The organism is Mycobacterium sp. 663a-19, from assembly GCF_035616495.1.
Lineage (GTDB): Bacteria > Actinomycetota > Actinomycetes > Mycobacteriales > Mycobacteriaceae > Mycobacterium.
In genome coordinates this window covers 1-23,314 of the sequence record NZ_JAPJAV010000001.1, presented here as the reverse complement: position 1 = coordinate 23,314, position 23,314 = coordinate 1, and the positions used below count along the sequence as shown (strand labels likewise).

The window sequence follows — 23,314 nt, the reverse complement described above, 5'->3', positions numbered from 1 at the left end:
ATACCCGGTGTTGAAACGATTCTTAGAACCTGTTCTACTCGAAGGCGTGACAGCCAGTTCGAGCGGCCCGACCTTGATCGACCACCCTGAGCCGCCCCTCTCCGCGCCACTGACACTGCAATTCGACTACACCCGTTCGGTGGGCCCCACGCTCAGCAAGTTCTTCACCGCACTGCGTGAGCGCCGCATCCTCGGGGCGCGCGGATCGGATGGCCGGGTGCATGTGCCGCCGCCGGAATATGACCCGGTTACCTATGAGCCGCTGGGCGAGATGGTACCGGTGTCGACCGTCGGCACCGTCGTGTCCTGGACCTGGCAGCCCGAGCCGCTGGAGGGCCAGCCGCTGCAGCGGCCGTTCGCCTGGGCCCTGATCAAGCTCGACGGCGCGGACACCCCGCTGCTCCACGCGGTGGACGCCGGCGAGGCCGACGCCATCCGCACCGGCGCCCGGGTGCACGCGCACTGGGTCGACGAGCCGGTGGGCGCCATCACCGACATCGCGTACTTCGCCCTCGGCGGGGAAGCCGAGCCCGTGCCGGAGCCCGAGGGCGACCGGGAACCGGTGACCGTGATCGAGACGCCCATCGAGTTGACGATCCAGCACACCGCCTCGCACGAGGAGAGCGCCTACCTGCGGGCCATCGCCGAGGGCAAGCTGCTGGGGGCGCGCACGGGGGGCGACGGCCCCGAAACAGGAAAGGTGTACTTCCCGCCGCACGGCGCCGACCCCGCGACCGGCCAGCCGACCACCGAGTTCGTCGAGCTGCCGGACAAGGGCACGGTGACGACGTTCGCGATCATCAACATCCCGTTCAAGGGTCAGCGCATCAAGCCGCCCTACGTGGCGGCCTACGTGCTGCTCGACGGGGCCGACATCCCGTTCTTGCATCTGGTCGCCGACGTCGACGCGAACGAGGTGCGGATGGGCATGCGCGTGGAGGCGGTGTGGAAACCCCGCGAGGAGTGGGGTTTTGGCATCGACAACATCGAGTACTTCCGGCCGACCGGGGAACCCGACGCCGACTACGACACCTACAAGCACCACCTGTAAAGGGCCCACCTGCAATGAGCGCTCGCAACGTCGCGGTCGTCGGCTTTGCCCACGCCCCGCATGTCCGCCGCACCGACGGCACCACCAACGGCGTCGAGATGCTGATGCCGTGCTTCGCCCAGCTCTACGAGGACCTCGGCATCACCAAGGCCGACATCGGCTTCTGGTGTTCGGGGTCTTCGGATTACCTTGCCGGACGGGCGTTTTCGTTCATCTCGGCGATCGACTCGATCGGCGCCGTCCCGCCGATCAACGAGTCGCACGTGGAGATGGACGCGGCCTGGGCCCTGTACGAGGCCTACATCAAGATCCTGACCGGTGAGGTCGACACCGCGCTGGTGTACGGCTTCGGCAAGTCCTCAGCCGGAAACCTGCGCCGGATCCTGTCGCGGCAGACCGATCCCTATACCGTCGCGCCGCTGTGGCCGGACTCGGTGTCGATCGCGGGGCTGCAGGCGCGCATCGGGCTCGACAACGAAAAGTGGAACTTCGAGCAGATGGCACGGGTCGCCTTCGACTCGTTCGCGCAAGCCAAAAGGGTGGACTCCGTGGAACCGCCGATCAACTTCGACGACCTGCTCGAGCGGCCGTTTTTCGCCGACCCGCTGCGGCGCCACGACATCGCACCGATCACCGATGGGGCCGCCGCGATCGTGCTCGCGGCCGACGACCGCGCCCGCGAACTGCGCGAGAACCCGGCGTGGATCACCGGGATCGAGCATCGCATCGAGTCCCCCGTGCTGGGCGCGCGCGACCTCACCGAGTCGCCGTCGACGACGGCGGCGACCAGGGCGGCCACCGGCGGACACATCCGCAACCTCGACGTCGCCGAGATTCACGCGCCCTTCACCCACCAGCACCTGATCATCGCGGAGGCGATCCGGATTCCGGGGGCGACGAAGGTCAACCCGTCCGGCGGCGCGCTGTCGGCCAACCCGATGTTCGTCGCCGGACTCGAGCGCATCGGGTTTGCGGCCCAACATATCTGGAACGGCTCGGCGGAGCGGGTGCTGGCGCACGCCACCAGCGGGCCGGCGCTGCAGCAGAACCTGGTCGCGGTCATGGAAGGGAAAAACTGATGGCCGGTGCGGGAGCGGTCCTCGCCGCGGTGCTGGGGACCGGGCAGACGAAGTATGTCGCCAAGCGACAGGACGTTTCGATGAACGGCCTGGTGCGCGAGGCCATCGACAAGGCGCTGGCCGACTCCGGTTCGACGTTCGACGACATCGACGCCATCGTGGTCGGCAAGGCCCCCGACTTCTTCGAGGGCGTCATGATGCCGGAGCTGTTCATGGCCGACGCCATGGGGGCCACCGGCAAGCCGCTGATCCGGGTGCACACCGCGGGTTCGGTGGGCGGGTCCACCGGCGTGGTGGCCGCCAGCCTGGTCCAGTCGGGCAAGTTCCGGCGGGTGCTGGCGATGGCGTGGGAGAAGCAGTCGGAGTCGAATGCCATGTGGGCGTTGTCGATTCCGATCCCGTTCATCAAGCCGGTGGGCGCCGGGGCGGGCGGCTACTTCGCGCCGCACGTGCGGTCGTACATCCGCCGCTCGGGTGCCCCGACGAACATCGGCGCCATGGTCGCGGTCAAGGATCGGCTCAACGGGGCCCGCAACCCGCTGGCGCACCTGCACCAGCCCGACATCACCCTGGAGAAGGTGATGGAGTCGCCCATGCTGTGGGACCCGATCCGCTACGACGAGACGTGCCCCTCCTCCGACGGCGCCTGCGCCGTGGTGATCGGCGACGAGGAGATCGCCGAATCCCGGCTGGCGCAAGGGCATCCGGTGGCGTGGATCCACGCCACCGCGCTGCGCACCGAGCCGCTTCAGTTCGCCGGGCGCGACCAGGTCAGCCCGCAGGCCGGGCGCGACGCGGCCGCGGCGCTGTGGGAGGCGGCCGGCATCAGCAGCCCCATCGACGAGATCGACGCGGCCGAGATCTACGTGCCGTTCTCGTGGTTCGAGCCGATGTGGTTGGAAAACCTCGGGTTTGCGCCCGAGGGTGAGGGCTGGAAGCTCACCGAGGCCGGCGAGACGAAGATCGGCGGGCGGCTGCCGGTGAACCCGTCGGGTGGGGTGTTGTCGTCGAACCCGATCGGCGCCTCGGGCCTGATCCGCTTCGCCGAGGCGGCTATCCAGGTGATGGGCAAGGGCGGCGATCACCAGGTCCCCGGCGCCCGAAAAGCGTTGGGCCACGCCTACGGTGGCGGCTCGCAGTACTACTCGATGTGGGTGGTCGGCGCCGACAAACCCGACAAGCCCGCCAAGAAAGGGAAGGCCTGAGATGAACCCCGCGCACGAGGCGGGCCGCCGCTCCCGCGAGGCCGTCATCGCCAGGGACAAGGAAGCGTGGCTGGCGGTGTTCGCCGACGACGCGATCGTCGAGGACCCCATCGGGCCGTCGGTTTTCGACCCCGACGGCAAGGGGCACCGGGGCCGCGACGCGATCTCGGCGTTCTGGGACAAGGCCATCGCCCCGACCACCAAGATCGAGTTCGTCTTTCGCGACACGTATCAGTGCGGCAACGAGGAAGCCAACGTCGGGCACATCCTCATCACGACGGGCGACTACCAGACGACGGCGGACGGCGTGTTCACCTACAGGGCCGACGACGAGGGCAAGCTGCTCGCCCTGCGCGCGTATTGGGAGATGGACCGCGCGGCGGCGAACACCAAGAAGGTGTCGGGCTAACCGACCTAGATCTGCTCCAGCCCCTTCAGGTGCCGCTGCGCCAGATCGCGATACGCCTGCGGGTTGAGGTTGACCCACATTTCCGCGCCGGTTCCGGCGATCGGCCCCTTCACCTGGGCCGGCGATCCGACGGCGAGCATCCCGGCCGGGATCTGGGAGCCGGCGAGCACCAGCGACCCGGCCGCGATCAGACTGCGCGCGCCGATCACCGCGCCGTCGAGAACCGTGGCGTGGTTGGCGATCAGCGCCTCGGACCCGACGTGAACGCCGTGAATGACGCACATGTGCGCGACGGTCGCTCCGGGGCCGATGTCGACCGGGATACCCGGCGGCGCGTGCAGCACCGACCCGTCCTGCACGTTGGCGCCCTCCCGCACGACGATGGGCCCGTAGTCGCCGCGCAGCACGGCGTTGAACCAGACCGACGCCCCCGCCTCGACGGTGACGTCGCCGATCAGGGTGGCCGTCGGGGCCACGAACGCGGTGGGATCGATCCGGGGCGAGCGACCCTCGAAAGAAAACAGCGGCATCGTTTACATATACCCCAGCGTGAATATCACGTGGCCAGGACCGGCGTCGTTGCGCATGCCAACCGGAAAACTGTAACGTGTTCTAGTTAGAGGGCTCGCAAGCTGGAGGTGACAGGTGAGTACCGACACCAAACCGGTCGGCATCCGGGAAATCGATCCCGGCGCCTTGCCGACCAGGTACGCACGTGGCTGGCACTGCCTGGGCGTCGCCAAGGACTTCAGGGACGGGAAACCACACGCGGTGCAGGCGTTCGGCACCAAGCTGGTGGTTTTCGCCGACTCGCACGGCGACCTCAAGGTCCTGGACGGCTACTGCCGGCACATGGGTGGCGACCTGTCCGAGGGCACCATCAAGGGCGACGAGGTGGCCTGCCCGTTCCACGACTGGCGCTGGGGCGGCGACGGGCGCTGCAAGCTGGTGCCGTACGCGAAGCGCACGCCCAAGACGGCGCGCACCCGGTCGTGGACGACCGACGTGCGCGGCGGCTTGCTGTTCGTCTGGCACGACCACGAGGGCAACCCGCCGGACCCCGCGGTCCGGATCCCCGAGATCCCCGAGGCCCACAGCGACGAGTGGACCGACTGGCGGTGGAACCGCATCCTCATCGAGGGTTCCAACTGCCGCGACATCATCGACAACGTCACCGACATGGCGCATTTCTTCTACATCCATTTCGGGTTGCCGACGTACTTCAAGAACGTCTTCGAGGGTCACATCGCGTCGCAGTATCTGCACAACGTGGGCCGGCCGGATGTCGATGACCTCGGCACGTCTTACGGTGAGGCGCATTTGGATTCCGAGGCGTCCTACTTCGGGCCTTCGTTCATGATCAACTGGCTGCACAACAGCTACGGCGGCTACAAGGCCGAGTCGATCCTGATCAACTGCCACTACCCGGTGACCCAGAATTCGTTCGTGCTGCAGTGGGGCGTCATCGTCGAAAAGCCCAAGGGCATGGACGAAGAGATGACCGAGAAGCTGTCGCGGGTGTTCACCGAGGGTGTCAGCAAGGGCTTTCTGCAGGACGTCGAGATCTGGAAGCACAAGACCCGCATCGACAACCCGCTGCTGGTCGAGGAGGACGGCGCCGTCTACCAGCTGCGCCGCTGGTATGAGCAGTTCTACGTCGACGTCGCCGACATCAAGCCGGAGATGGTGGAGCGCTTCGAGATCGAGGTGGACACCACGCGCGCCAACGAATACTGGAACGCCGAGGTCCAGGAGAACCTAAAGGCCAGGGAGTCCGAAGACGTTCCCGCCGAACAACACTGACCGACATGACCGACGATCAGCCGGCAGTTCCTGACGTCGATCGACTCGCCCGGTCGATGCTGTTGCTGCACGGCGATCAGCACGACCACGACGAGCGGTCCGCCGACGACGGCGGTGGCGGCGACTCTTGGTCGAAGTCAGGGGATTTCGCCGACGACCCGCAGCGCGCCGCCGCGGTCGCCGCGTCCAGTCGCGCCGATCGTGAGCGCTACCTGACGTCGGGGCTGTTGCCGGTGGATTGCCGGTTCTGTCACGTCACGGTGACCGTCAGGCGGCTGGGCCCGGGGCACACCGCGGTGCAATGGAACACCGAGGCGTCCCGGCGGTGCGCGCACTTCGCCGAGGTGCGTGCGTCCGGCGGGGATCCGGCGCGCACCCGGTCCTGCCCTAAGTTGAGCGACAGCATCGAGCACGCGGTCGCGGAGGGCTATCTGGATCTGCCGCCAGACGACGACTGAGTCGATCGCCCTACAGCCCCGCGAACCGCTCCTTGACCGTTTCCACCGTCAGCCCGTAATCGGCAAGTGAATACGCGTGTTTGGGCGCGCGCTCGCCGGACCGGCTTTCGGCATGGCTCTTTTCCATCGCCGCCCGCGCCTCGTCGGTCAGCGTCAGGCCGAAGTGCCGGTAGATGTCGGCCACGGTGCCCAGCGGATCGCCGATCAGGTCGCGGTAGTCGACGTCGTAGAACTGGGCCGGATCGTACTTCGCGCGCGCGGTGTTGAACCGCTCCAGGCCGCGCGACCAGGTTTCCATTGCGTCGGCGCCGATCTGGGCGCCGACGAACGAGGTCGACCAGCCCTCGGCGGTGTGCTGGGCCAGCGAGCACATCGACGCCATGATCGTCTCGACCGGCCGGTGGGTCTGGATCACCAGCGCGTCGGGATAGGTCTTCATCAACGCGTCCAGCGCGAAGAGATGGCTGGGATTCTTCAGCACCCAACGCTTCTCGGCGTCGTTGAGCCCGATCAGCTGCAGGTTGCGGCGGTGCCGCTGATACGACGGCGTCCAGTCCTGCTGCGACAGCCACTGCGCGTAACTGGGTAGGTGCGCGAGGGTTTCGTAGGACACCGAATGCAGCGATTGCCGCAACAGCTGCCAGCATTCCTCCAGCTCGTACGCGGCCATGAAGTGCAGGCCGGTGTAGCCGGGGTTCTCCTCGTGATGCCGGGTGAACTGCTCATCGAGCCGGCGGTACAACGGGTTTGACTCCCACTCTTCGCGCGGCGGGCGCGGCTGCGGGAACTCGGCCAGCCACATGTGCAGGCCCTGATGCGCGGGGTCGGCGCCGAGCAGCCGGTGCAGCGCGGTGGTGCCGGTGCGGACCAGCCCGGTGACGAAGATCGGCCGTTCAACGGCGACGTCGGCGTGCTGCGGGTATTGCTTCCACGCGGATTCGGACAGCAGCCTGGCCACCAGCGCGCCGCGCAGGAAGAACCGGTTCATCTTGCTGCCCAACACCGTCAGGCCCGCCTCACGCCGATACGAGTCCAGCAGGACCTCCAGCGCCTCGAGGTAGTTGTCGTCGTTGGTGCCGAAGTCGTCCAGGCCGGTCAGCTTCGTGGCCGAGGCGTGCAGCTCTTCGACCGTGCCGATGTCGGTGCGATCTGACATCAGTTGTGGTACTCCCCGCAATTGACGTCCAGGGTCTGCCCGGTGATGCCGCTGGACAGGTCGCTGGCCATGAACAGGATCGCCGAGGCCACCTCGTCCTCGGTGGGCAGCCGCTTGAGATCCGAGTTCGCCGCGGTGGCCGCATAGATCTGGTCCACCGTCGTGCCGTACTTGCCGGCCTGATGCTCGAAGTATGACTGCAGCGTGTCACCCCAGATATAGCCGGGCGCAACGGAATTGACGCGAATGCCCTTCTCGCCCAGCTCGGTGGCCAGCGAATGCGACATCGACAGTAGGGCCGACTTGGCCATCTTGTAGGCGCCGTATTTCGCCTGCGAGTGCCGCAGCACCATGGAGTTGACGTTGACGACCGATCCGCCCGCCTCTTCCAGCGCCGGCGTGAAGGCCTGGATCAGCCGCAACGCCCCCAGCGCGCTGAGCTCGATCGCGTCACGGATGTGCTGAAACGTGGTGCCCGCCAACGGTTTCATCGACGGCACCCGGAACGCGTTGTTGACCAGCACGTCGACCTTGCCGTACGCATCCATGGTGGCCTCGACGAGGTTGTTCACGTCGTCGTCGTCGGTGATGTCGGTGCGCACCGGCAGCGCCTTGCGCCCGGTGTCGGCGATCTCCTTGGCGACGGCCTCCAGCCGGTCCAGGGAGCGGGCCGCCAGCACCAGGTCGGCGCCGTCGCGCGCGCACCGGTGCGCCAGCGTGGTGCCGAGCCCCGGCCCGACCCCGCTGATGACCACCACTTTCCGCTTGAGCATCCCCGTCATCGTTTACCCCAGCATCCTGGCCGCAATTTGGCTTTGCCGCAACGCGATTCGTTCGCGCCACTGTTCTTCCGAGATCTTGTTGTGCTCGAAATACGGCAGCGCGGCCGGCACCGCGTCGAAGTCCACCAGCTCGACGGCGGGCCCGTCGGCCTCGGTGAGCTGACGGGACACCCGCTGCCAGCGGAACTGCAGAAAGCCGCGCCGGTGGCCGAGGGTCTCGACCCAGTTGGTCACTCCCGGGTTCCGGTCGGCGACGACGATGCGGACCTTGCCGTCCGGATCCGCTTGGGCCTGAGTGTTGTTCAGCGATGTCTGGTGGTTGATGTAGTCCAGCGAGATGTACCACATGCTGCCCAGCTGGAAGCCGAGATACGGCGCGTCGGAGACCGGGATCGTGATCACCAGCGCCTGTTCGGGCGTCAGGTCGAAATGTCCGGCCGACGAGTACTGGGTGGCCAGGCCGCCCGGGGTCAGCCGCGGCGCGACCATCGTGTTGACCGGGATGTTGAGGTAGAACCACTGCGGGAACTGTAGCCAGGTCTTGACCCGGTTGACGAGCTGGGATCCCGCTGTGGCGTAACGCTTTTCGATGGTCTGGCGGGTCAGCGGCGGCGGTGCGGTGCCGGCGGTGTCCAGCCTGGAGATGGCCAGCGTGCCGCGCTGCGCCGACCAGTCGGCGTAGACCTCACGGATCACCAGTTGCCCGTTGCTGGCCGGTCGCACCCGCCACTCGAAGCTGCCGTCGGCCGCTATCTCGAGTTCGCGGTCGTCGAACGCGGCCTGGCTGGCCGGCACGTTGTCGTCGGTGTATTCGCCGCCGAGCAACTGAAAGCTCAGGTCGGTCGTGGTGCCCCGCCTGCCGGTGACCACGTAGTCCTTCTCGGCGTGCACCCGGGTGCCGAAGTAGAGGGTGTCGGGGTTGTCCAGGCCCATCTTGGTGAACGGGCCGGTGCCCGACTGCAGGAACGGGTGGTCGCGCTCGTAGTCGAACGCCAGGTGCATGCAGCCCGCGACGCACCCGGCCAGGTATTGCAGCCCTTCGAGCAGGTCGGCTTCGGACTCGATGTGCGGCGCGGCGGCGACGAGTTTCTCGGCCTCGGCGATGGCGTCGGTGAGGGGATCAGAGAACACGACTAGACGCTAGAACGTGTTCTACTTTTTCGTCAATGGCGAACGTTCGCGCGCGTCGTCGGCGGCGTTGACGGACGAGGCCGACTCGCTACGGTACGCACTGCTGGGACAGGTCGATCAGATGCTGGCGCACGTCCGGATGCCGATTGAGGTAGTCGATGACGTTGCCGTTACCGCCCTCCGCCCGCGACTTGGCTTCCAGCTGCTGGTGCAGGTCGGGATGCCGCTGCAGGTACGAATCGATGGAGTTGCCCACGGTCTGATCGCATTGGGGAGCCGCGCCGGCCACCGGCAGGGCGATCACCGTCGCGGCGACAGCGGTCAGCAGTCCCCCGGCGAGCACCCCGCAGATCCCGCGGCGAGAACGGCTCGCTGTCATGGATGTCACGGTCATGCGCGCCAGGCTACCCGCGCATAATTGACGACGTCGTCAGTGCGTGACGGCGGCGCCGCTGTCCTGCTCGCGCTTGATCTCCAGCGCGATGTCGATCAGCTGGTCCTCCTGGCCGCCGATCAGCTTCCGTTGCCCGGCCCGGTGCAGCAGCGCCGCGGCGGGCACGCCATAGCGCTCGGACTGGCGGACCGCGTGCTTGAGGAAGCTGGAGTACACCCCGGAGTAGCCCATGATCAGCGCGTTGCGATCGAGCAGGCACTCGGCGGGCATCGCGGGCCGCACCACGTCCTCGGCGGCGTCGGCGATGTCGAAGAAGTCGATGCCGGTCTTGACGCCGATCTTGTCGAACACCCCGATGAGGGCCTCGACGGGCGCGTTGCCCGCGCCGGCCCCGAAGCGGCGGCAGGAGCCGTCGATCTGCTTGGCGCCGGCCCGGACGGCCTCCACCGAATTGGCCACCCCCAGCCCGAGGTTCTCGTGCCCGTGGAAGCCCACCTGGGCGTCGTCACCCAGTTCGGCGACCAGCGCCGCGACCCGGTCGTGCACCCCCTCGAGGACCAGCGCGCCGGCCGAGTCGACCACATAGACGCACTGGCAACCGGCGTCGGCCATGATGCGGGCCTGCGCGGCCAGCTTCTCCGGCGGGATGGTGTGGGCCATCATCAGGAACCCGACGGTTTCCAGGCCCAGCTCGCGGGCCAGCCCGAAGTGCTGGATCGACACGTCGGCCTCGGTGCAGTGCGTGGCGATGCGACAGATCGACCCGCCGTTGTCCTGCGCCTCCTTGATGTCCTCCTTGGTGCCCACCCCGGGCAGCATCAGGAAGGCGATCTTGGCCTCTTTGGCGGTCTCGGCGGCGAGTTTGATCAGCTCCTGCTCGGGCGTCTTGGAGAAGCCGTAGTTGAAGCTCGAGCCGCCCAGCCCGTCGCCGTGGGTCACCTCGATGACCGGGACGCCGGCGGCATCCAGGGCGGCGACGATGGCGCCGACCTCGTCCTTGGTGAACTGGTGACGCTTGTGGTGGGATCCGTCCCGCAGGGATGTGTCGGTCATCCGGACGTCCCAGATCGGGTTGAAGAAGATGTCGGTAGTCATCGCGTTCCTCCTGCCACCGACAGCGTCTCCTTGGCGATTTCCTCGCCGACCTTGGTGGCCGCGGCGGTCATGATGTCCAGGTTTCCCGCGTACGGGGGCAGGTAATCGCCGGCCCCCTCGACCTCGATGAAGGTGGTGACCAGGGCCTGGCCGCCGGAGTTCATCGACGGCTCGTCGAACTGCGGCTCGTTGAGCAGCCGGTATCCCGGCACATAGGTCTGCACCTCGGCGACCACCTCGTGGATGGATTTGGCGATGGCGTCGCGGTCGGCGTCCTCGGGGATGGCGCAGAAGATGGTGTCGCGCATGATCATCGGCGGGTCGGCCGGGTTCAGGATGATGATCGCCTTGCCGCGCTTGGCGCCGCCGATGGTTTCCACGCCCCGGCTGGTGGTCTTGGTGAACTCGTCGATGTTCGCCCGGGTTCCCGGGCCCGCCGACACCGAGGCCACCGACGCGACGATCTCGGCGTAGGGCACCCCGCCATGGTCGACGAGCGCGCGCGACACCGCGTAGACGATGGGGATGGTCGCCTGCCCGCCGCAGGTGATCATGTTGACGTTCGGCGCGTCCAGGTGCTCGCGCAGGTTGGCGGGCGGGATCACCGCCGGGCCGACCGCGGCCGGCGTCAGGTCGATGGCGCGAATTCCCGCGGCCGCGTACTTGGGCGCCGCGTCCCTGTGCACGTAGGCGCTGGTCGCCTCGAACACCAGGTCGGGCTTCTCCGCCTGCGCCAGCAGCCAGTCGACCCCCTCGTGGGTGGTCTCCAAACCCAGCTTGCGGGCCCGGGCCAGACCCTCGCTCTCCGGGTCGATCCCGACCATCCAGCGCGGTTCCAGCCAGTCCGACCTCAGTAGCTTGTAGAGCAGGTCAGTGCTGATGTTTCCCGACCCGACAATGGCCACGCTTGCCTTAGACGGCATGACGGTCCTCTTTCAAAAGCTCCTGGTATTTGGACTAATTCAAAAAGTAATCCGAGATCATTCGACCGACAACCGGACCGAACCCAGGCCCTTGAAGTCGGCGACGAACTCGTCTCCGGCCCGCGCATCGATCGCCCGCGTGCACGAACCCGGCAATACGATGTCACCCTTTCGCAGCCGCACCCCGAAACTTTCCACCTTGCGGGACAACCATGCGACCGCCGTGACCGGATTGCCCAGCACGGCGTCGCTGCGGCCCTCGGCGATCACCTCGCCGTTGCGGGTCAGCACCGCGTCGATCGCGGTGACGTCGACGTCGGCCGGCGACACCCGCGCCTCGCCCAGGACGAAGCTGGCCGACGAGGCGTTGTCGGCGATGGTGTCACACAACGAGATGTTCCAGTCGGTGATCCTGGTGTCGATCAGCTCGATCGCGGGAACCAGGGCTTCGGTGGCCGCGAGCACGTCGTCCTCGGTGCAACCGGCCGCCGGCAGGTCCTCGGCCAGGATGAAGGCCACTTCGACCTCTACCCGTGGCAGCAGATAGCGAGCCGCCTTGACCGGGGTGTCCTCGAACAGCTGCATCTCGTCGAGCAGGTGACCGTAGTCGGGCTCGTCGACCCCCATCATCTGCTGCATCGCCTTCGACGACAGGCCCACCTTGTGGCCGACGATGCGGGCGCCCTCGGCGACGCGCTGCCGGATGTTGATCAGCTGGATCTCATAGGCGTCGACGACGTCGATATCCGGGTAGGCGGCCGTCAACGGAGCGATCGCCTGACGGCTCCGTTCGGCTTGCGCCAGGTCGGCAGCCAGCTCGTCGCGCGTGGCAACAGTGAGCATTACCGAAGTCCCCTCGTCCGTGTGACCGGGTCAGTAGCGCCCGACCCGGGCAATTCTATAACGTGTTCTACATGACAGCGCAGGAGTACGACGTCGTCGTGGTCGGGAGCGGCGGAGCCGGGATGGTTGCTGCCCTCGCCGCCGCGCACCGAGGCCTCTCGACAGTAGTCATCGAAAAGGCGGCCCACTTCGGCGGCTCCACCGCGCGGTCGGGCGGGGGCGTCTGGATTCCGAACAACGAGGTTCTTCGGCGCGACGGCGTCAAGGACACCGCCGAGGCGGCCCGCACCTATCTGCACGGCATCGTCGGCGACATCGTCGAGCCCGAGCGCATCGACGCCTACCTCGAACGCGGGCCCGAGATGCTGTCGTTCGTGCTCAAGCACACACCCCTGAAGATGTGCTGGGTCCCGAACTACTCCGACTACTACCCCGAGGCGCCGGGGGGCCGCGCGCGGGGGCGTTCGATCGAACCCAAGCCGTTCGACGCGCGCAAGCTCGGCGAGGACGAGGCCGGACTCGAGCCCGCCTACGGCAAGGTGCCGCTGAATGTCGTTGTGATGCAACAGGACTACGTGCGGTTGAACCAGCTGAAGCGGCACCCGCGGGGCGTGCTGCGCAGCCTGCGGGTCGGCGCCCGCACGATGTGGGCGAAGGCGACCGGCAAGAACCTCGTCGGCATGGGCCGCGCCCTGATCGGGCCGTTGCGGATCGGCCTGCAACGGGCGGGCGTCCCGGTCAGGCTGAACACCGCGCTCACCGACCTGTTCGTCGAGGACGGGGCGGTGTGCGGCGTCTACGTCACCGACACCACCGCGCCGGAACCGGCCGAGCCCCAACTGATCCGGACCCGACGAGGGGTGATCCTGGCCAGCGGCGGTTTCGAGCACAACGAGCAGATGCGGGTGAAATACCAGCGCGCGCCGATCACCACCGAGTGGACCGTCGGCGCCAAGGCCAATACCGGTGACGGCATCATCGCCGGCGAAAAGCTCGGTGCCGCACTCGATCTGATGGAGGACGCGTGGTGGGGGCCGACGGTGCCGCTGGTCGGCGCGCCGTGGTTCGCCCTGTCGGAGCGCAATTCCCCCGGGTCGATCATCGTCAACATGTCGGGCAAGCGGTTCATGAACGAATCGATGCCCTACGTCGAGGCCTGCCATCACATGTACGGCGGGGAATACGGCCAGGGGCCCGGGCCGGGCGAGAACATACCGGCGTGGCTGGTGTTCGACCAGCGGTACCGGGACCGCTACATCTTCGCGGGACTCAATCCCGGACAACGTATTCCGCGCAAGTGGCTGGAGTCCGGCGTGATCGTCCAGGCCGACACGTTGGAGGAGCTCGCCTCAAAGGCGGGGCTGCCAGCGGGCGAATTTGTGGCCACCGTACAGCGGTTCAACGGCTTTGCGCGGTCGGGCGTCGACGAGGACTACCACCGCGGCGAAAGCGCCTACGACAGGTATTACGGCGACCCGACCAACAAGCCGAATCCCAACCTCGGCGAGATCAGTCAGCCGCCGTACTACGCCGCCAAGATGGTGCCGGGGGATCTCGGCACCAAGGGCGGAATCCGCACCGATGTCCACGGCCGCGCCCTGCGCGACGACGGGACCATCATCGAAGGCCTTTACGCGGCCGGCAATGTCAGCGCCCCGGTGATGGGACACACCTACCCCGGCCCGGGCGGCACGATCGGGCCGGCGATGACCTTCGGATACCTGGCCGCGCTGCACATCGCCGATCAAGCGGGAGAAAACTGACATGCCGATCGACGTGGACGTCGCCCTGGCCGCCGAGCTGGAGCCGATCGAATTCTCTTGGGTCAGCAGCGATATCCAGCTCTACCACCTGGGGCTGGGCGCCGGCGCCGATCCGATGGATTTCCGCGAGCTTCGTTACCTGGTCGACGACACGCCGCAGGTGCTGCCGACATTCGGCAACGTGGCGGCGACTTTTCACGCCACCAAACCGCCGACCGTGAAGTTTCCCGGCATCGACATCGAGCTGGGCAAGGTGTTACACGCGTCCGAGCGGGTCGAGGTGCCCGCGCCGCTGCCGCCGTCGGGCTCGGCCCGCGCGGTCACCCGGTTCACCGATATCTGGGACAAGGGCAAGGCCGCGGTGATCTGGAGCGAGACGACGGTCAGCGCGCCGGACGGCACCCTGCTGTGGACGCAGAAACGGTCGATCTTCGCCCGCGGCGAGGGCGGATTCGGCGGGGAGCGTGGGCCTTCAGGGGGTGGGTCGTCGGACGCGGCGCCGGACCGGGCCCCCGACCTGGAGGTGTCGATGCCGATTTTGCCGCAGCAGGCGCTGCTGTACCGGCTCTGCGGCGACCGCAACCCGCTGCACTCGGATCCCGAATTCGCCGCTGCCGCAGGGTTTCCCCGGCCGATTCTGCATGGCCTGTGCACCTACGGCATGACCTGCAAGGCGATCACCGATGCGCTGCTGGACGGCGATGCCGGGGCGGTGGCCGCCTACGGCGCGCGTTTCGCCGGCGTGGCCTACCCCGGCGAAACGCTCAAGGTCGGCATCTGGAAGGAGAACGGCCGTTTCCTGGCGAGCGTCGTCGCGCCCGCGCGCGACAACGCCGTCGTGCTGTCCGGTGTCGAACTGGTCCCCGCCTAGCGTCAATGCGTCTCCTTCGCGCCCAGCGTGAAACTGTTGCGAGTCGCCCGCCAATTCTTCGCAGTGGCTTCACTTTCGGCGCACGAAGGCGCGTTGGCACGTTGGCGCGTTGGCACGTTGGCCTAGCCCAGGATCAGGCCCGACGTCGGGACGCCCGTCCCCGCGGTGACGAGCACGTGCTCGACGTCGGGCACCGGGTTCACCGAGGTGCCGCGCAGCTGCCGCACGCCCTCGGCGATCCCGTTCATGCCGTGGATGTAGGCCTCGCCGAGCTGGCCCCCATGCGTATTGATGGGGAGCCGGCCGCCCACCTCGACCGCGCCGTCGGCGATGAAGTCCTTGGCCTCACCCTTGCCGCAGAATCCCAACTCCTCCAACTGAATCAGCGTGAACGGGGTGAAATGGTCGTAGAGCACCGCGGTCTGGATGTCCGACGGCTTGAGGCCGGACTGCTGCCACAGCTGCCGGCCCACCAGGCCCATCTCGGGCAGGCCCAGTTCGGGGCGGTAGTAGCTGACCATCGTGTACTGGTCGGGGCTGGAGCCCTGGGACGCCGCCTCGATGACCGCCGGCCGCTGCTTGAGATCGCGCGCCCGCTCCACGGATGTCACCACGATCGCCACCGCGCCGTCGGTTTCCTGGCAGCAGTCCAGCAGCCGCAGCGGCTCGGCGATCCACCGCGAATTCTGGTGATCCTCAATGGTTATCGGTTTGCCGTAGAAGTACGCCTTCGGGTTGCTGGCGGCATGCTTGCGGTCCGCCACCGAGATGGCGCCGAAGTCGCGGCTGGTGGCACCGGACAGATGCATGTACCGCTGGGCGATCATGGCCACCTGCGCGGCCGGCGTGGAAAGCCCGTGCGGATAGGAGAAGGAGTTGTCCGCCGTCGTCGAATCGGCTTGGGCCGCAGCGTCACCCACCAGCCGGGCCTGAACCTGGCCGAACCGCATGCCGGACCGCTCGTTGAACGCCCGGTAGGCCACCACCACATCGGCAACGCCGGTCGCGACGGCCATCGCCGCGTGCTGAATGGTCGCGCACGCGGCACCGCCGCCATAGTGGATCTTGGAGAAGAACTTCAGCTCACCGATACCGACCGCCCGGGCGACGGCGATCTCGGTGTTGGTGTCCATCGTGAACGTGGTGAGACCGTCGACGTCGGCCGGGGTCAGGCCGGCGTCGTCGAGCGCGTCTTGGACCGCCTCGGCGGCGAGCCGCAGCTCGCTGCGGCCGGAGTCCTTCGAGAAGTCGGTGGCGCCGATGCCGACGATGGCGGCCTTCCCGGACAACATCAGGCATCCCCCATCGTCAGCGTGGCGGTCGCGATGACATGATCGCCAAGGCTGTTGCGGCCCACCACCTTCACGGTGATCAGCCCGTCCTCCACCGCCGTCACCTCGCCGGAGAACGTCACCGTGTCGTAGGCGTACCACGGCACACCCAGGCGCAGCCCGATCGACTTGATCAACGCCGACGGCCCGGCCCAATCGGTGACATAGCGCTGCACCAGCCCCGTGTCGGTGAGGATGTTGACGAAGATGTCCTTCGAGCCCTTGGCCTGCGCCTTGTCGCGGTCGTGGTGCACGTCCTGGAAGTCGCGGGTGGCCAGGGCGGTCGAGATGATGAACGTGGGATCGCCGTAGAGCTTCAGCTCGGGCAGTTTGGTGCCCACCTCGACGGTCGGCGCGCTCATGCCTGCGGCTCCCAGGCATACAGCGTCCACTCCGGTCCGCTGTCACCGGCGGGGAAGTCGATATAGGTTGCGCGCACCGGCATTCCGATCTCCACCTTCGCCGGGTCGACGTTGCGCAGCTCACCCAGCATGCGCACGCCCTCCTCGAGTTCGACGAGGGCGATGACGAAGGGCAGCGTGCGTCCGGGCACCTTAGGCGCATGGTGCACGACGAAACTGAAGACCGTGCCGCGGCCGCTGGCCACTAGGTAGTCGATCGGCTGGGCCTTGTCCTGCCACACCGCGGGCACCGGCGGGTGCTGCAGGCTGCCGTCGGGGCGGCGCTGGATCCGCAACTCGTGCGCCTTCACGCCCTCCCAGAAGAACGCGGTGTCCCGCGACATCGAGGGCCGCATCATGGCGTCGGGATCCAGGTCCGCCGGCACCTGTGACGGCGCGGAATCCTCGCGCGGCCTGAATTTGAGGATGCGCCAGTTCATCTCGGCGACATCCTCGTCGCCCACCCGCCAGATGATGTGCTGGTTGACGAAGAACCCCTCGCCCAGGGCGGTCTGCTTGGGACCCACCACGTCGCCCATCTCGGAGGTGACGCTGACGTGCTCGCCCGGCTGCAGGTAGCGATGGTAGGTCTGCTCGCAGTTGGTGGCGACCACACCGACATAGCCGTTGTCGTCGAACAGCTGCATGATGGGGCCGAGCGGGTCGTCCTTCGGGCGTTCTCCGCCCAGCCCGAACATCGTCCACACCTGAATCATCGCGGGAGGGGCGACAATTCCCGGGTGACCGGCGGCCCGGGCCGCGGCCTCGTCCACATAGATCGGGTTGCGGTCGCCGATGGCCTCCACCCAGTTGTTGATGGTGGGCTGGTTCACCGGATCCCGGGCCAGGCGCGGCTTGGCGCCGGCGGCCGCCTTGATATCGGCGACGGCTTCGGCGATGCCGGTCATCGGGGCACCCTCGGCACCTTGAGGCCGGAGGCCGCGATCATCTCCCGCATGACTTCGTTGACGCCCCCACCGAACGTGATCACCAGGTTGCGCTTGGTCTGCGAGTCGAGCCAGTTGAGCAGCTCGGCGGTGTCGGACTCGGCGGGGTTGCCGTACTTGCCGACGATCTCCTCGGCGAGCCGGCCGACGTACTGAACCCGCTCGGTGCCAAACACTTTCGTCGACGCGGCGTCGGCCACGTTGATGTCCTCCCCGGCGGCGGCCACCTGCCAGTTGAGCAGCTCGTTGATCCGCCACAGCGCGTGGATCTCGCCGAGCGCGCGCTTGACGTCGTCGTGGTCGATCGGGGTGACGCCGTCGCCGCCCGGCTTGGACGCCCAGGCGTGCACCCGGTCGTAGATCGCGGCGAACCGGCCGGCCGGGCCGAGCATCACCCGCTCGTTGTTGAGCTGGGTGGTGATCAGCCGCCAGCCGCCGTTCTCCTCGCCGACCAGCATGTCGGCGGGCACCCGCACGTCGTTGTAGTACGTCGCATTGGTGTGGTGCGCGCCGTCGGAAAGGATGATCGGCGTCCAGGAGTAGCCGGGATCCTTGGTGTCGACGATCAGGATCGAAATCCCCTTGTGTTTGGCGGCTTCCGGGTCGGTGCGGCAGGCCAGCCAGATGTAGTCGGCGTCGTGGGCCCCGGTGGTGAAGATCTTCTGACCGTTGACGATGTACTCGTCGCCGTGGCGCACGGCGGTGGTCCGCAGCGACGCCAGGTCGGTGCCCGCCTCGGGCTCGGTGTAGCCGATCGCGAAGTGCACCTCACCGGCCAGGATCGCCGGGAGGAACTTCTTCTTCTGCATCTCGTTGCCGAAGACCTGCAGCGTCGGGCCCACCGTCTGCAGCGTGACCGCCGGCAGCGGCACGTCGGCCCGGTGCGCCTCGTTGACGAAGATCTGCTGTTCGATCGGCCCGAAACCACGGCCGCCGAACTCCTTTGGCCACCCGACACCGAGCATGCCGTCCCGGCCCATCCGTCGGACCACCGCCCGGTAGGCGGCGTTGTGGCGGTCCTCCCCCATCGCCTTCACCTCGTCCGCCGAGACGAGATTGGAAAAGTATTGGCGCAGCTCGGCCTGTAGCTGGCGCTGCTCCGGGGTCAGTTCGATGAACATTGCGCTCCCACCAGGTCGAGACGATGAGACGGCCCGCCCAGCAGCCGGGTCAGGTCCTTGATCGTGGAGTAATACCGGTGCATCGGGTAGGTGATGTCCATCCCCATCCCGCCGTGCAGGTGATGACACGTCTGCATCACCGGAGGCGCCTGCGACGCGATCCAGTACCCGAGCACGTCGAGGTCGTCCTGGGCGTCCCGGCCCTCGGAGAGCCGCCAGACCACCGACTTCGCCGCCAAATCGATAGTGCGCGAGGCGATGTAGACCTCCGAGAGCTGCGCGGCCACGGTCTGGAAGGTGGACAGCGGCTTGCCGAACTGTTTCCGGTTGGCCACGTAGTCGGCGGTCAGCCGCAGCGCCCCGGCAACCAGCCCGTCGGCGTACGCCCCGATCGCGGCCAGCGCCAGCTGGTTGACCCGGTGCGCGGTCGCGCCCGCCAGAACGTCGGAATCGTCAACCGGCACACCGTCAAACGTCACCGCGTACTCGTCGGAGCCGTTGGACGTCGGCGTGCGCACCAGCTGCACCCCGTCGGCCTTCGGTGACACCACGACGACCGCGCTGTCGGCGGTCACGATCATCCAATCCGCTTGTTCGGCATACGGAACGGCGATCTTGGTGCCGGTCAGTCGCCCGCCGGCGAACGTGGTGGCCGGCCGGTCGGGCAGCGCCGCGCCGGGTTCGTTGAGCGCGGCGGTCAGCACCCCGCCCTTGGCCGCGCCGGCCAGGAATCGGTCCTGCTGCTCCTCGGAGGCCAGGTCGAGCAGCGGCAGCACACCGAGGCCGAGCGTGGCCAGCGCCGGCGTGATGGCGCCGTGGCGGCCCACCTCGGTCAGCACCGTCGCGACCTCCGGCAGGCCGACGCCATCGCCGCCGAGGCGTTCGGGCACCGGCAGCGCCGTCACACCCCCGTCAACCAAAGCGGCCCAGGAGATTTCGCGATCCAGCACCGACGTGACAACGTCGGCGACGGCCTGTTGCGTCGCGGTGAGATCGAAATCCATCAGTGCTCCACCGGGCATTTGCCGGTGTAGTCGACCTGCCAGTGCTTGATGCCGTTGAGCCAGCCCGACCGCAGCCGCTCGGGCTTGGACAGGGGCTTCAGGTCGGGCATGTGGTCGGCCACGGCGTTGAAGATCAGGTTGATCGTCATCTTGGCCAGGTTGGCGCCGATGCAGTAGTGCGCGCCGGTGCCGCCAAAACCGACGTGCGGGTTGGGATTCCGCATGATGTCGAAGGTGAAGGGATCCTCGAAGACCTCCTCGTCGAAGTTGGCCGACCGGTAGAACATGAGCACCCGCTGGCCCTTCTTGATCTGCACGCCGGACAACTCGTAGTCCTCCAGCGCGGTGCGCTGGAAACTGGTGACCGGGGTGGCCCAGCGGACGATCTCGTCGGCGGCGGTCTCGGGCCGTTCCTTCTTGTACAGCTCCCACTGGTCGGGGTAGTCGGCGAAGGCCATCATCCCCTGGGTGATGGAGTTGCGGGTGGTCTCGTTGCCGGCCACGGCGAGCATCACCACGAAGAAGCCGAACTCGTCGTCGGAGAGCTTTTCGCCCTCGATGTCGGCCTGGATCAGCTGGGTCACGATGTCGTCGCCCGGGTTCTTGGCCCGCTCCTCGGCCATCTTCATGGCGTAACCGATCAGCTCGGCCGACGACATCTTCGGGTCGATGTGGGCGTACTCCGGGTCCTCGGCACCGGTCATCTCGTTGGACCACTCGAACAGCTTCCCGCGGTCCTCCTGCGGTACGCCGAGCAAGCCGGCGATCGCCTGCAGCGGCAGCTCGCAGGACACCTGCTCGACGAAGTCGCCGGAACCCATGGCGGCGGCGTCGCGGGCGATCTTCTGAGCGCGCTCGCGCAGCTCGTCCTCGAGGCGCCCGACCGCGCGCGGCGTAAAGCCGCGGGAGATGATCTTGCGCAGCCGGGTGTGGTGCGGCGCGTCCATGTTGAGCATGACGAAGCGCTGCACCTCGATGTCCTCGCGCGCGATGTCGTCGTTGAACCGCGGGATCACACCGTTCTCATAGCTGGAGAAGATGTCGCTGCGCCGCGATATGTCCTTGACGTCGTTGAGCTTGGTGATCGCCCAGAAGCCGCCGTCGTGAAAGCCGCCGCCCTTGCCCGGGGCCTGCGCGTTCCACCAGATCGGCGCGGTCGCCCGCAGCTCGGCAAACTCCTCGACGGGAATCCGCTCGGCGTAGATGTCGGGATCGGTGAAATCGAACCCCGGGGGAAGATTCGGGCTGGGCACGGTACTTCTCCTTACTAGCTCTCCTAGTGGCGCTCTGCTGCCAGTAAAACATGCCTCCACCGCAGACAAAAGGCGCCGGAGCATCCTCGCTTGTCAGAGTAATGAAACGTGTTCTAGCCTGGGCCCCATGGGTAACCCGGTAATCGTCGAAGCCACCCGCAGCCCGATCGGCAAACGCAACGGATGGCTCTCAGGACTGCACGCCACCGAGCTGCTGGGCGGGGTGCAGAAGGCACTGGTGGCGAAGGCCGGCATCGACGCCGGCATCGTCGAACAGCTGGTCGGCGGCTGCGTGACGCAGTTCGCGGAACAGTCCAACAACATCACCCGCACGTCGTGGCTGACCGTGGGCCTGCCCGAGCAGGTGGGCGCCACCACCGTCGACTGCCAGTGCGGCAGCGGGCAGCAGGCCAACCACCTGATCGCCGGGCTAATCGCGATCGGCGCCATCGACGTCGGCATCGCGTGCGGCATCGAGGCGATGAGCCGGGTCGGGCTGGGCGCCAACGCGGGGCCGGACCGCAACTGGCGGGCGGAGTCGTGGGACATCGACCTGCCCGACCAGTTCACCGCGGCCGAGCGGATCGCCAAGCGCCGCGGCATCACCCGCGAGGACATCGACGCCTGGGGGTTCGAGTCCCAGCTGCGCGCCAAGCGGGCCTGGGACGAGGGCCGCTTCGACCGGGAGATCTCGCCGATCGAGGCTCCGGTGCTCGACGAGCAGAGGCAGCCCACCAGCGACCGCCACATGGTCTCCCGGGACCAGGGCCTGCGCGACACCACGATGGAGGGGTTGAGCCAGCTCAAGCCGGTGATCGAGGGCGGGATCCACACCGCGGGCACGTCCTCGCAGATCTCCGACGGCGCGGCGGCCGTGCTGTGGATGGACGAGGACAAGGCCAAGGCGCTCGGCCTGCAGCCGCGGGCCCGCATCGTCAGCCAGGCGCTGGTCGGCGCCGAGCCCTACTACCATCTGGACGGCCCGGTGCAGTCGACGGCCAAGGTCCTCGAGAAGGCCGGCATGAAGATGGGCGACATCGACCTCACCGAGATCAACGAGGCGTTCGCGTCGGTGGTGCTGTCCTGGGCGCGGGTGCACGAGCCCGACATGGCCAGGGTCAACGTCAACGGCGGCGCGATCGCGCTCGGGCACCCGGTGGGCTGCACAGGGAGCCGGCTGATCACCACCGCGCTGCACGAGCTGGAGCGCACCGATCAGAGCACCGCGCTGATCACCATGTGCGCCGGCGGCGCCCTGTCCACCGGCACCATCATCGAACGGATCTAGCCGGTCGGTGGTCGTCTCCGAAGAAAGCCGGATCGCCGCGGCGCAGGCGTACATCGACGCGCTCGTCAGCCACGACGGCGATGCCGTGCCGTTCGCTCCCCGCTGCACCCGCGTCGAGCAAGGCGTCAAGAACGGGTTCTCCGGAAATCACCTGCGCCGCAGCCTGAATCGCGGGCTGCAGTACTGGGTCATCGCCGACACGACACCACCGGATTACCGCATCACCGGCGACGAGGTGCACGCGGCGTACGACGTGCTGACCAAGGCGGGACTCGGCCGCAGGCGGCTCGCCGCGCGGGTCAACGAGACGTTTGTGATCCCCGCCGAAAGCCCAAGCGGCCAAGCCGAAATCCAGCACATCAGGGTTCGCTTCCAACCATTCATTCAGCGCTGAAGGGCCGGCAGTCAAATGGACAAACCAAAGAGTCTCAATTCGCCTTGGGTGACCTTCTTCATCAAGTGGATGTCTCGCGGCAACGCCTGGATCTACAAGCGCAGCAACGGAAGATTCGGCGGCACCTTCCAGAAGAGTCCGGTCGCGCTGCTGACCACGACCGGTCGCAAGAGCGGCCAGCCGCGCGTGAGCCCGCTGCTCTACCTGCGCGAGGGGAACCGCGTCGTTCTGGTCGCGTCACGCGGCGGCAGTGACAAGCACCCGATGTGGTACCTCAACCTCAAGGCGGAGCCGAAGGTGTCGGTTCAAATCAAGGATGAGGTGCTGCAGCTGCGCGCGCGCGACGCCACGGCGGAAGAGCGCGACGAGTACTGGCCCAAGCTGACGGCCATGTATCCGTCGTTCGACGATTACCAGTCCTGGACCGACCGGACCATCCCGGTCGTCATCTGCGATCCATAACCGCGTCGAGCCGACGCCCCACCACCCCTTCGCCACCCCTTCGCCGATAGTGAAACTGTTGCGAGGATGAGCGGGCGCTTTCACGCGATGGATGCAACAGTGGGCGGTTTGGGTGGGTTAGACAGTAGTTCGTCGAGGGCTTCAGCGGGG

25 protein-coding genes are annotated in these 23,314 nt (G+C 67.4%); 11 read left to right on the top strand and 14 right to left on the bottom strand.

Going from position 1 to position 23,314, the window contains the following annotated elements:
- Positions 1 to 46 precede the first annotated feature (46 nt).
- From OQ968_RS00125 to OQ968_RS00110, 4 genes are read left to right on the top strand one after another with little or no spacing between them, the layout of a single operon-like run.
- A complete protein-coding gene (locus OQ968_RS00125; protein ID WP_324673475.1) occupies positions 47 to 1,051 on the top strand; it encodes a Zn-ribbon domain-containing OB-fold protein in 1,005 nt (334 codons plus the stop codon).
- 14 nt (positions 1,052 to 1,065) lie between these two features.
- Entirely contained in the window at positions 1,066 to 2,130 is a 1,065-nt protein-coding gene (locus OQ968_RS00120; RefSeq protein ID WP_324673473.1) for a thiolase domain-containing protein, read from the top strand.
- On the top strand, positions 2,130 to 3,335 hold the full coding sequence (locus tag OQ968_RS00115) for a thiolase domain-containing protein (protein ID WP_324673471.1): 1,206 nt from the start codon (positions 2,130 to 2,132) through the stop codon (positions 3,333 to 3,335). Before OQ968_RS00120 ends, OQ968_RS00115 begins: the two co-directional genes overlap by 1 nt.
- 1 nt (position 3,336) lies before the next feature.
- The gene (locus OQ968_RS00110) at positions 3,337 to 3,744 is read left to right on the top strand and encodes a nuclear transport factor 2 family protein (protein WP_324673469.1); all 408 of its coding nucleotides are present in this window, start codon (positions 3,337 to 3,339) and stop codon (positions 3,742 to 3,744) included.
- Between the two features lie 5 nt (positions 3,745 to 3,749).
- Here OQ968_RS00110 and OQ968_RS00105 read toward each other — a convergent pair whose 3' ends face one another.
- On the bottom strand, positions 3,750 to 4,274 hold the full coding sequence (locus tag OQ968_RS00105; RefSeq protein ID WP_324673467.1) for a gamma carbonic anhydrase family protein: 525 nt from the start codon (positions 4,272 to 4,274) through the stop codon (positions 3,750 to 3,752).
- Between the two features lie 115 nt (positions 4,275 to 4,389).
- Here OQ968_RS00105 and OQ968_RS00100 point away from each other — a divergent pair, with 115 nt between their 5' ends.
- Both OQ968_RS00100 and OQ968_RS00095 read left to right on the top strand, forming a co-directional pair.
- On the top strand, positions 4,390 to 5,547 hold the full coding sequence (locus OQ968_RS00100) for a Rieske 2Fe-2S domain-containing protein (protein ID WP_324673465.1): 1,158 nt from the start codon (positions 4,390 to 4,392) through the stop codon (positions 5,545 to 5,547).
- Positions 5,548 to 5,552: 5 nt separating this feature from the next.
- The gene (locus tag OQ968_RS00095) at positions 5,553 to 6,005 is read left to right on the top strand and encodes a hypothetical protein (protein ID WP_324673463.1); all 453 of its coding nucleotides are present in this window, start codon (positions 5,553 to 5,555) and stop codon (positions 6,003 to 6,005) included.
- Between the two features lie 10 nt (positions 6,006 to 6,015).
- On the opposite strand, the gene OQ968_RS00090 is transcribed toward OQ968_RS00095, so the two are convergent.
- The 7 genes from OQ968_RS00090 to OQ968_RS00060 all read right to left on the bottom strand — a co-directional run bounded on the left by OQ968_RS00090 (position 6,016) and on the right by OQ968_RS00060 (position 12,329).
- Entirely contained in the window at positions 6,016 to 7,161 is a 1,146-nt protein-coding gene (locus OQ968_RS00090) for a sulfotransferase (protein ID WP_324673461.1), read from the bottom strand.
- Complete coding sequence (locus OQ968_RS00085) at positions 7,161 to 7,943, bottom strand: SDR family oxidoreductase (protein ID WP_324673459.1); 783 nt, start codon at positions 7,941 to 7,943, stop codon at positions 7,161 to 7,163. Before OQ968_RS00085 ends, OQ968_RS00090 begins: the two co-directional genes overlap by 1 nt.
- A gap of 3 nt (positions 7,944 to 7,946) precedes the next feature.
- The gene (locus OQ968_RS00080) at positions 7,947 to 9,074 is read right to left on the bottom strand and encodes a hypothetical protein (RefSeq protein ID WP_324673457.1); all 1,128 of its coding nucleotides are present in this window, start codon (positions 9,072 to 9,074) and stop codon (positions 7,947 to 7,949) included.
- An 88-nt stretch (positions 9,075 to 9,162) separates the two neighbouring features.
- The gene (locus tag OQ968_RS00075; protein ID WP_324673456.1) at positions 9,163 to 9,468 is read right to left on the bottom strand and encodes a hypothetical protein; all 306 of its coding nucleotides are present in this window, start codon (positions 9,466 to 9,468) and stop codon (positions 9,163 to 9,165) included.
- A gap of 36 nt (positions 9,469 to 9,504) precedes the next feature.
- Positions 9,505 to 10,563, bottom strand: a complete 1,059-nt coding sequence (dmpG, locus tag OQ968_RS00070) for a 4-hydroxy-2-oxovalerate aldolase (RefSeq protein ID WP_324673454.1) — start codon at positions 10,561 to 10,563, stop codon at positions 9,505 to 9,507.
- Entirely contained in the window at positions 10,560 to 11,486 is a 927-nt protein-coding gene (locus OQ968_RS00065) for an acetaldehyde dehydrogenase (acetylating) (protein WP_324673452.1), read from the bottom strand. The genes dmpG and OQ968_RS00065 overlap by 4 nt, the downstream gene beginning before the upstream one ends.
- A gap of 57 nt (positions 11,487 to 11,543) precedes the next feature.
- The gene (locus OQ968_RS00060) at positions 11,544 to 12,329 is read right to left on the bottom strand and encodes a 2-keto-4-pentenoate hydratase (protein WP_324673450.1); all 786 of its coding nucleotides are present in this window, start codon (positions 12,327 to 12,329) and stop codon (positions 11,544 to 11,546) included.
- Between the two features lie 71 nt (positions 12,330 to 12,400).
- On the opposite strand from OQ968_RS00060, the gene kstD reads away from it, so the two are divergent.
- Together kstD and OQ968_RS00050 are read left to right on the top strand one after the other, a co-directional pair.
- Entirely contained in the window at positions 12,401 to 14,092 is a 1,692-nt protein-coding gene (gene kstD / locus OQ968_RS00055; RefSeq protein WP_324673447.1) for a 3-oxosteroid 1-dehydrogenase, read from the top strand.
- Position 14,093: 1 nt separating this feature from the next.
- Entirely contained in the window at positions 14,094 to 14,963 is an 870-nt protein-coding gene (locus OQ968_RS00050) for a MaoC family dehydratase (RefSeq protein WP_324673445.1), read from the top strand.
- A 122-nt stretch (positions 14,964 to 15,085) separates the two neighbouring features.
- Here OQ968_RS00050 and OQ968_RS00045 read toward each other — a convergent pair whose 3' ends face one another.
- The 6 genes from OQ968_RS00045 to OQ968_RS00020 are packed head-to-tail and all read right to left on the bottom strand — an operon-like array spanning position 15,086 to position 21,020.
- Positions 15,086 to 16,255, bottom strand: a complete 1,170-nt coding sequence (locus tag OQ968_RS00045; RefSeq protein ID WP_324673443.1) for a lipid-transfer protein — start codon at positions 16,253 to 16,255, stop codon at positions 15,086 to 15,088.
- Entirely contained in the window at positions 16,255 to 16,656 is a 402-nt protein-coding gene (locus tag OQ968_RS00040) for a MaoC family dehydratase (RefSeq protein ID WP_324673442.1), read from the bottom strand. Before OQ968_RS00040 ends, OQ968_RS00045 begins: the two co-directional genes overlap by 1 nt.
- The gene (locus tag OQ968_RS00035) at positions 16,653 to 17,603 is read right to left on the bottom strand and encodes a bifunctional MaoC family dehydratase N-terminal/OB-fold nucleic acid binding domain-containing protein (protein ID WP_324673440.1); all 951 of its coding nucleotides are present in this window, start codon (positions 17,601 to 17,603) and stop codon (positions 16,653 to 16,655) included. The genes OQ968_RS00040 and OQ968_RS00035 overlap by 4 nt, the downstream gene beginning before the upstream one ends.
- On the bottom strand, positions 17,600 to 18,763 hold the full coding sequence (fadE29, locus tag OQ968_RS00030; protein ID WP_324673438.1) for an acyl-CoA dehydrogenase FadE29: 1,164 nt from the start codon (positions 18,761 to 18,763) through the stop codon (positions 17,600 to 17,602). Before fadE29 ends, OQ968_RS00035 begins: the two co-directional genes overlap by 4 nt.
- A complete protein-coding gene (locus OQ968_RS00025; RefSeq protein ID WP_324673436.1) occupies positions 18,748 to 19,767 on the bottom strand; it encodes an acyl-CoA dehydrogenase family protein in 1,020 nt (339 codons plus the stop codon). The genes fadE29 and OQ968_RS00025 overlap by 16 nt, the downstream gene beginning before the upstream one ends.
- Positions 19,767 to 21,020, bottom strand: a complete 1,254-nt coding sequence (locus OQ968_RS00020) for a cytochrome P450 (RefSeq protein ID WP_324673434.1) — start codon at positions 21,018 to 21,020, stop codon at positions 19,767 to 19,769. The genes OQ968_RS00025 and OQ968_RS00020 overlap by 1 nt, the downstream gene beginning before the upstream one ends.
- A 127-nt stretch (positions 21,021 to 21,147) precedes the next feature.
- Between OQ968_RS00020 and OQ968_RS00015 the strand changes: the two genes are divergently transcribed.
- The 3 genes from OQ968_RS00015 to OQ968_RS00005 are packed head-to-tail and all read left to right on the top strand — an operon-like array spanning position 21,148 to position 23,164.
- Positions 21,148 to 22,308 (top strand): steroid 3-ketoacyl-CoA thiolase, encoded by a 1,161-nt coding sequence (locus OQ968_RS00015; RefSeq protein ID WP_324673432.1) that lies wholly within the window; start codon positions 21,148 to 21,150, stop codon positions 22,306 to 22,308.
- A gap of 7 nt (positions 22,309 to 22,315) precedes the next feature.
- Complete coding sequence (locus tag OQ968_RS00010) at positions 22,316 to 22,702, top strand: hypothetical protein (protein ID WP_324673430.1); 387 nt, start codon at positions 22,316 to 22,318, stop codon at positions 22,700 to 22,702.
- Between the two features lie 15 nt (positions 22,703 to 22,717).
- Entirely contained in the window at positions 22,718 to 23,164 is a 447-nt protein-coding gene (locus OQ968_RS00005) for a nitroreductase family deazaflavin-dependent oxidoreductase (RefSeq protein WP_324673428.1), read from the top strand.
- The last annotated feature ends 150 nt before the right edge of the window (positions 23,165 to 23,314 follow it).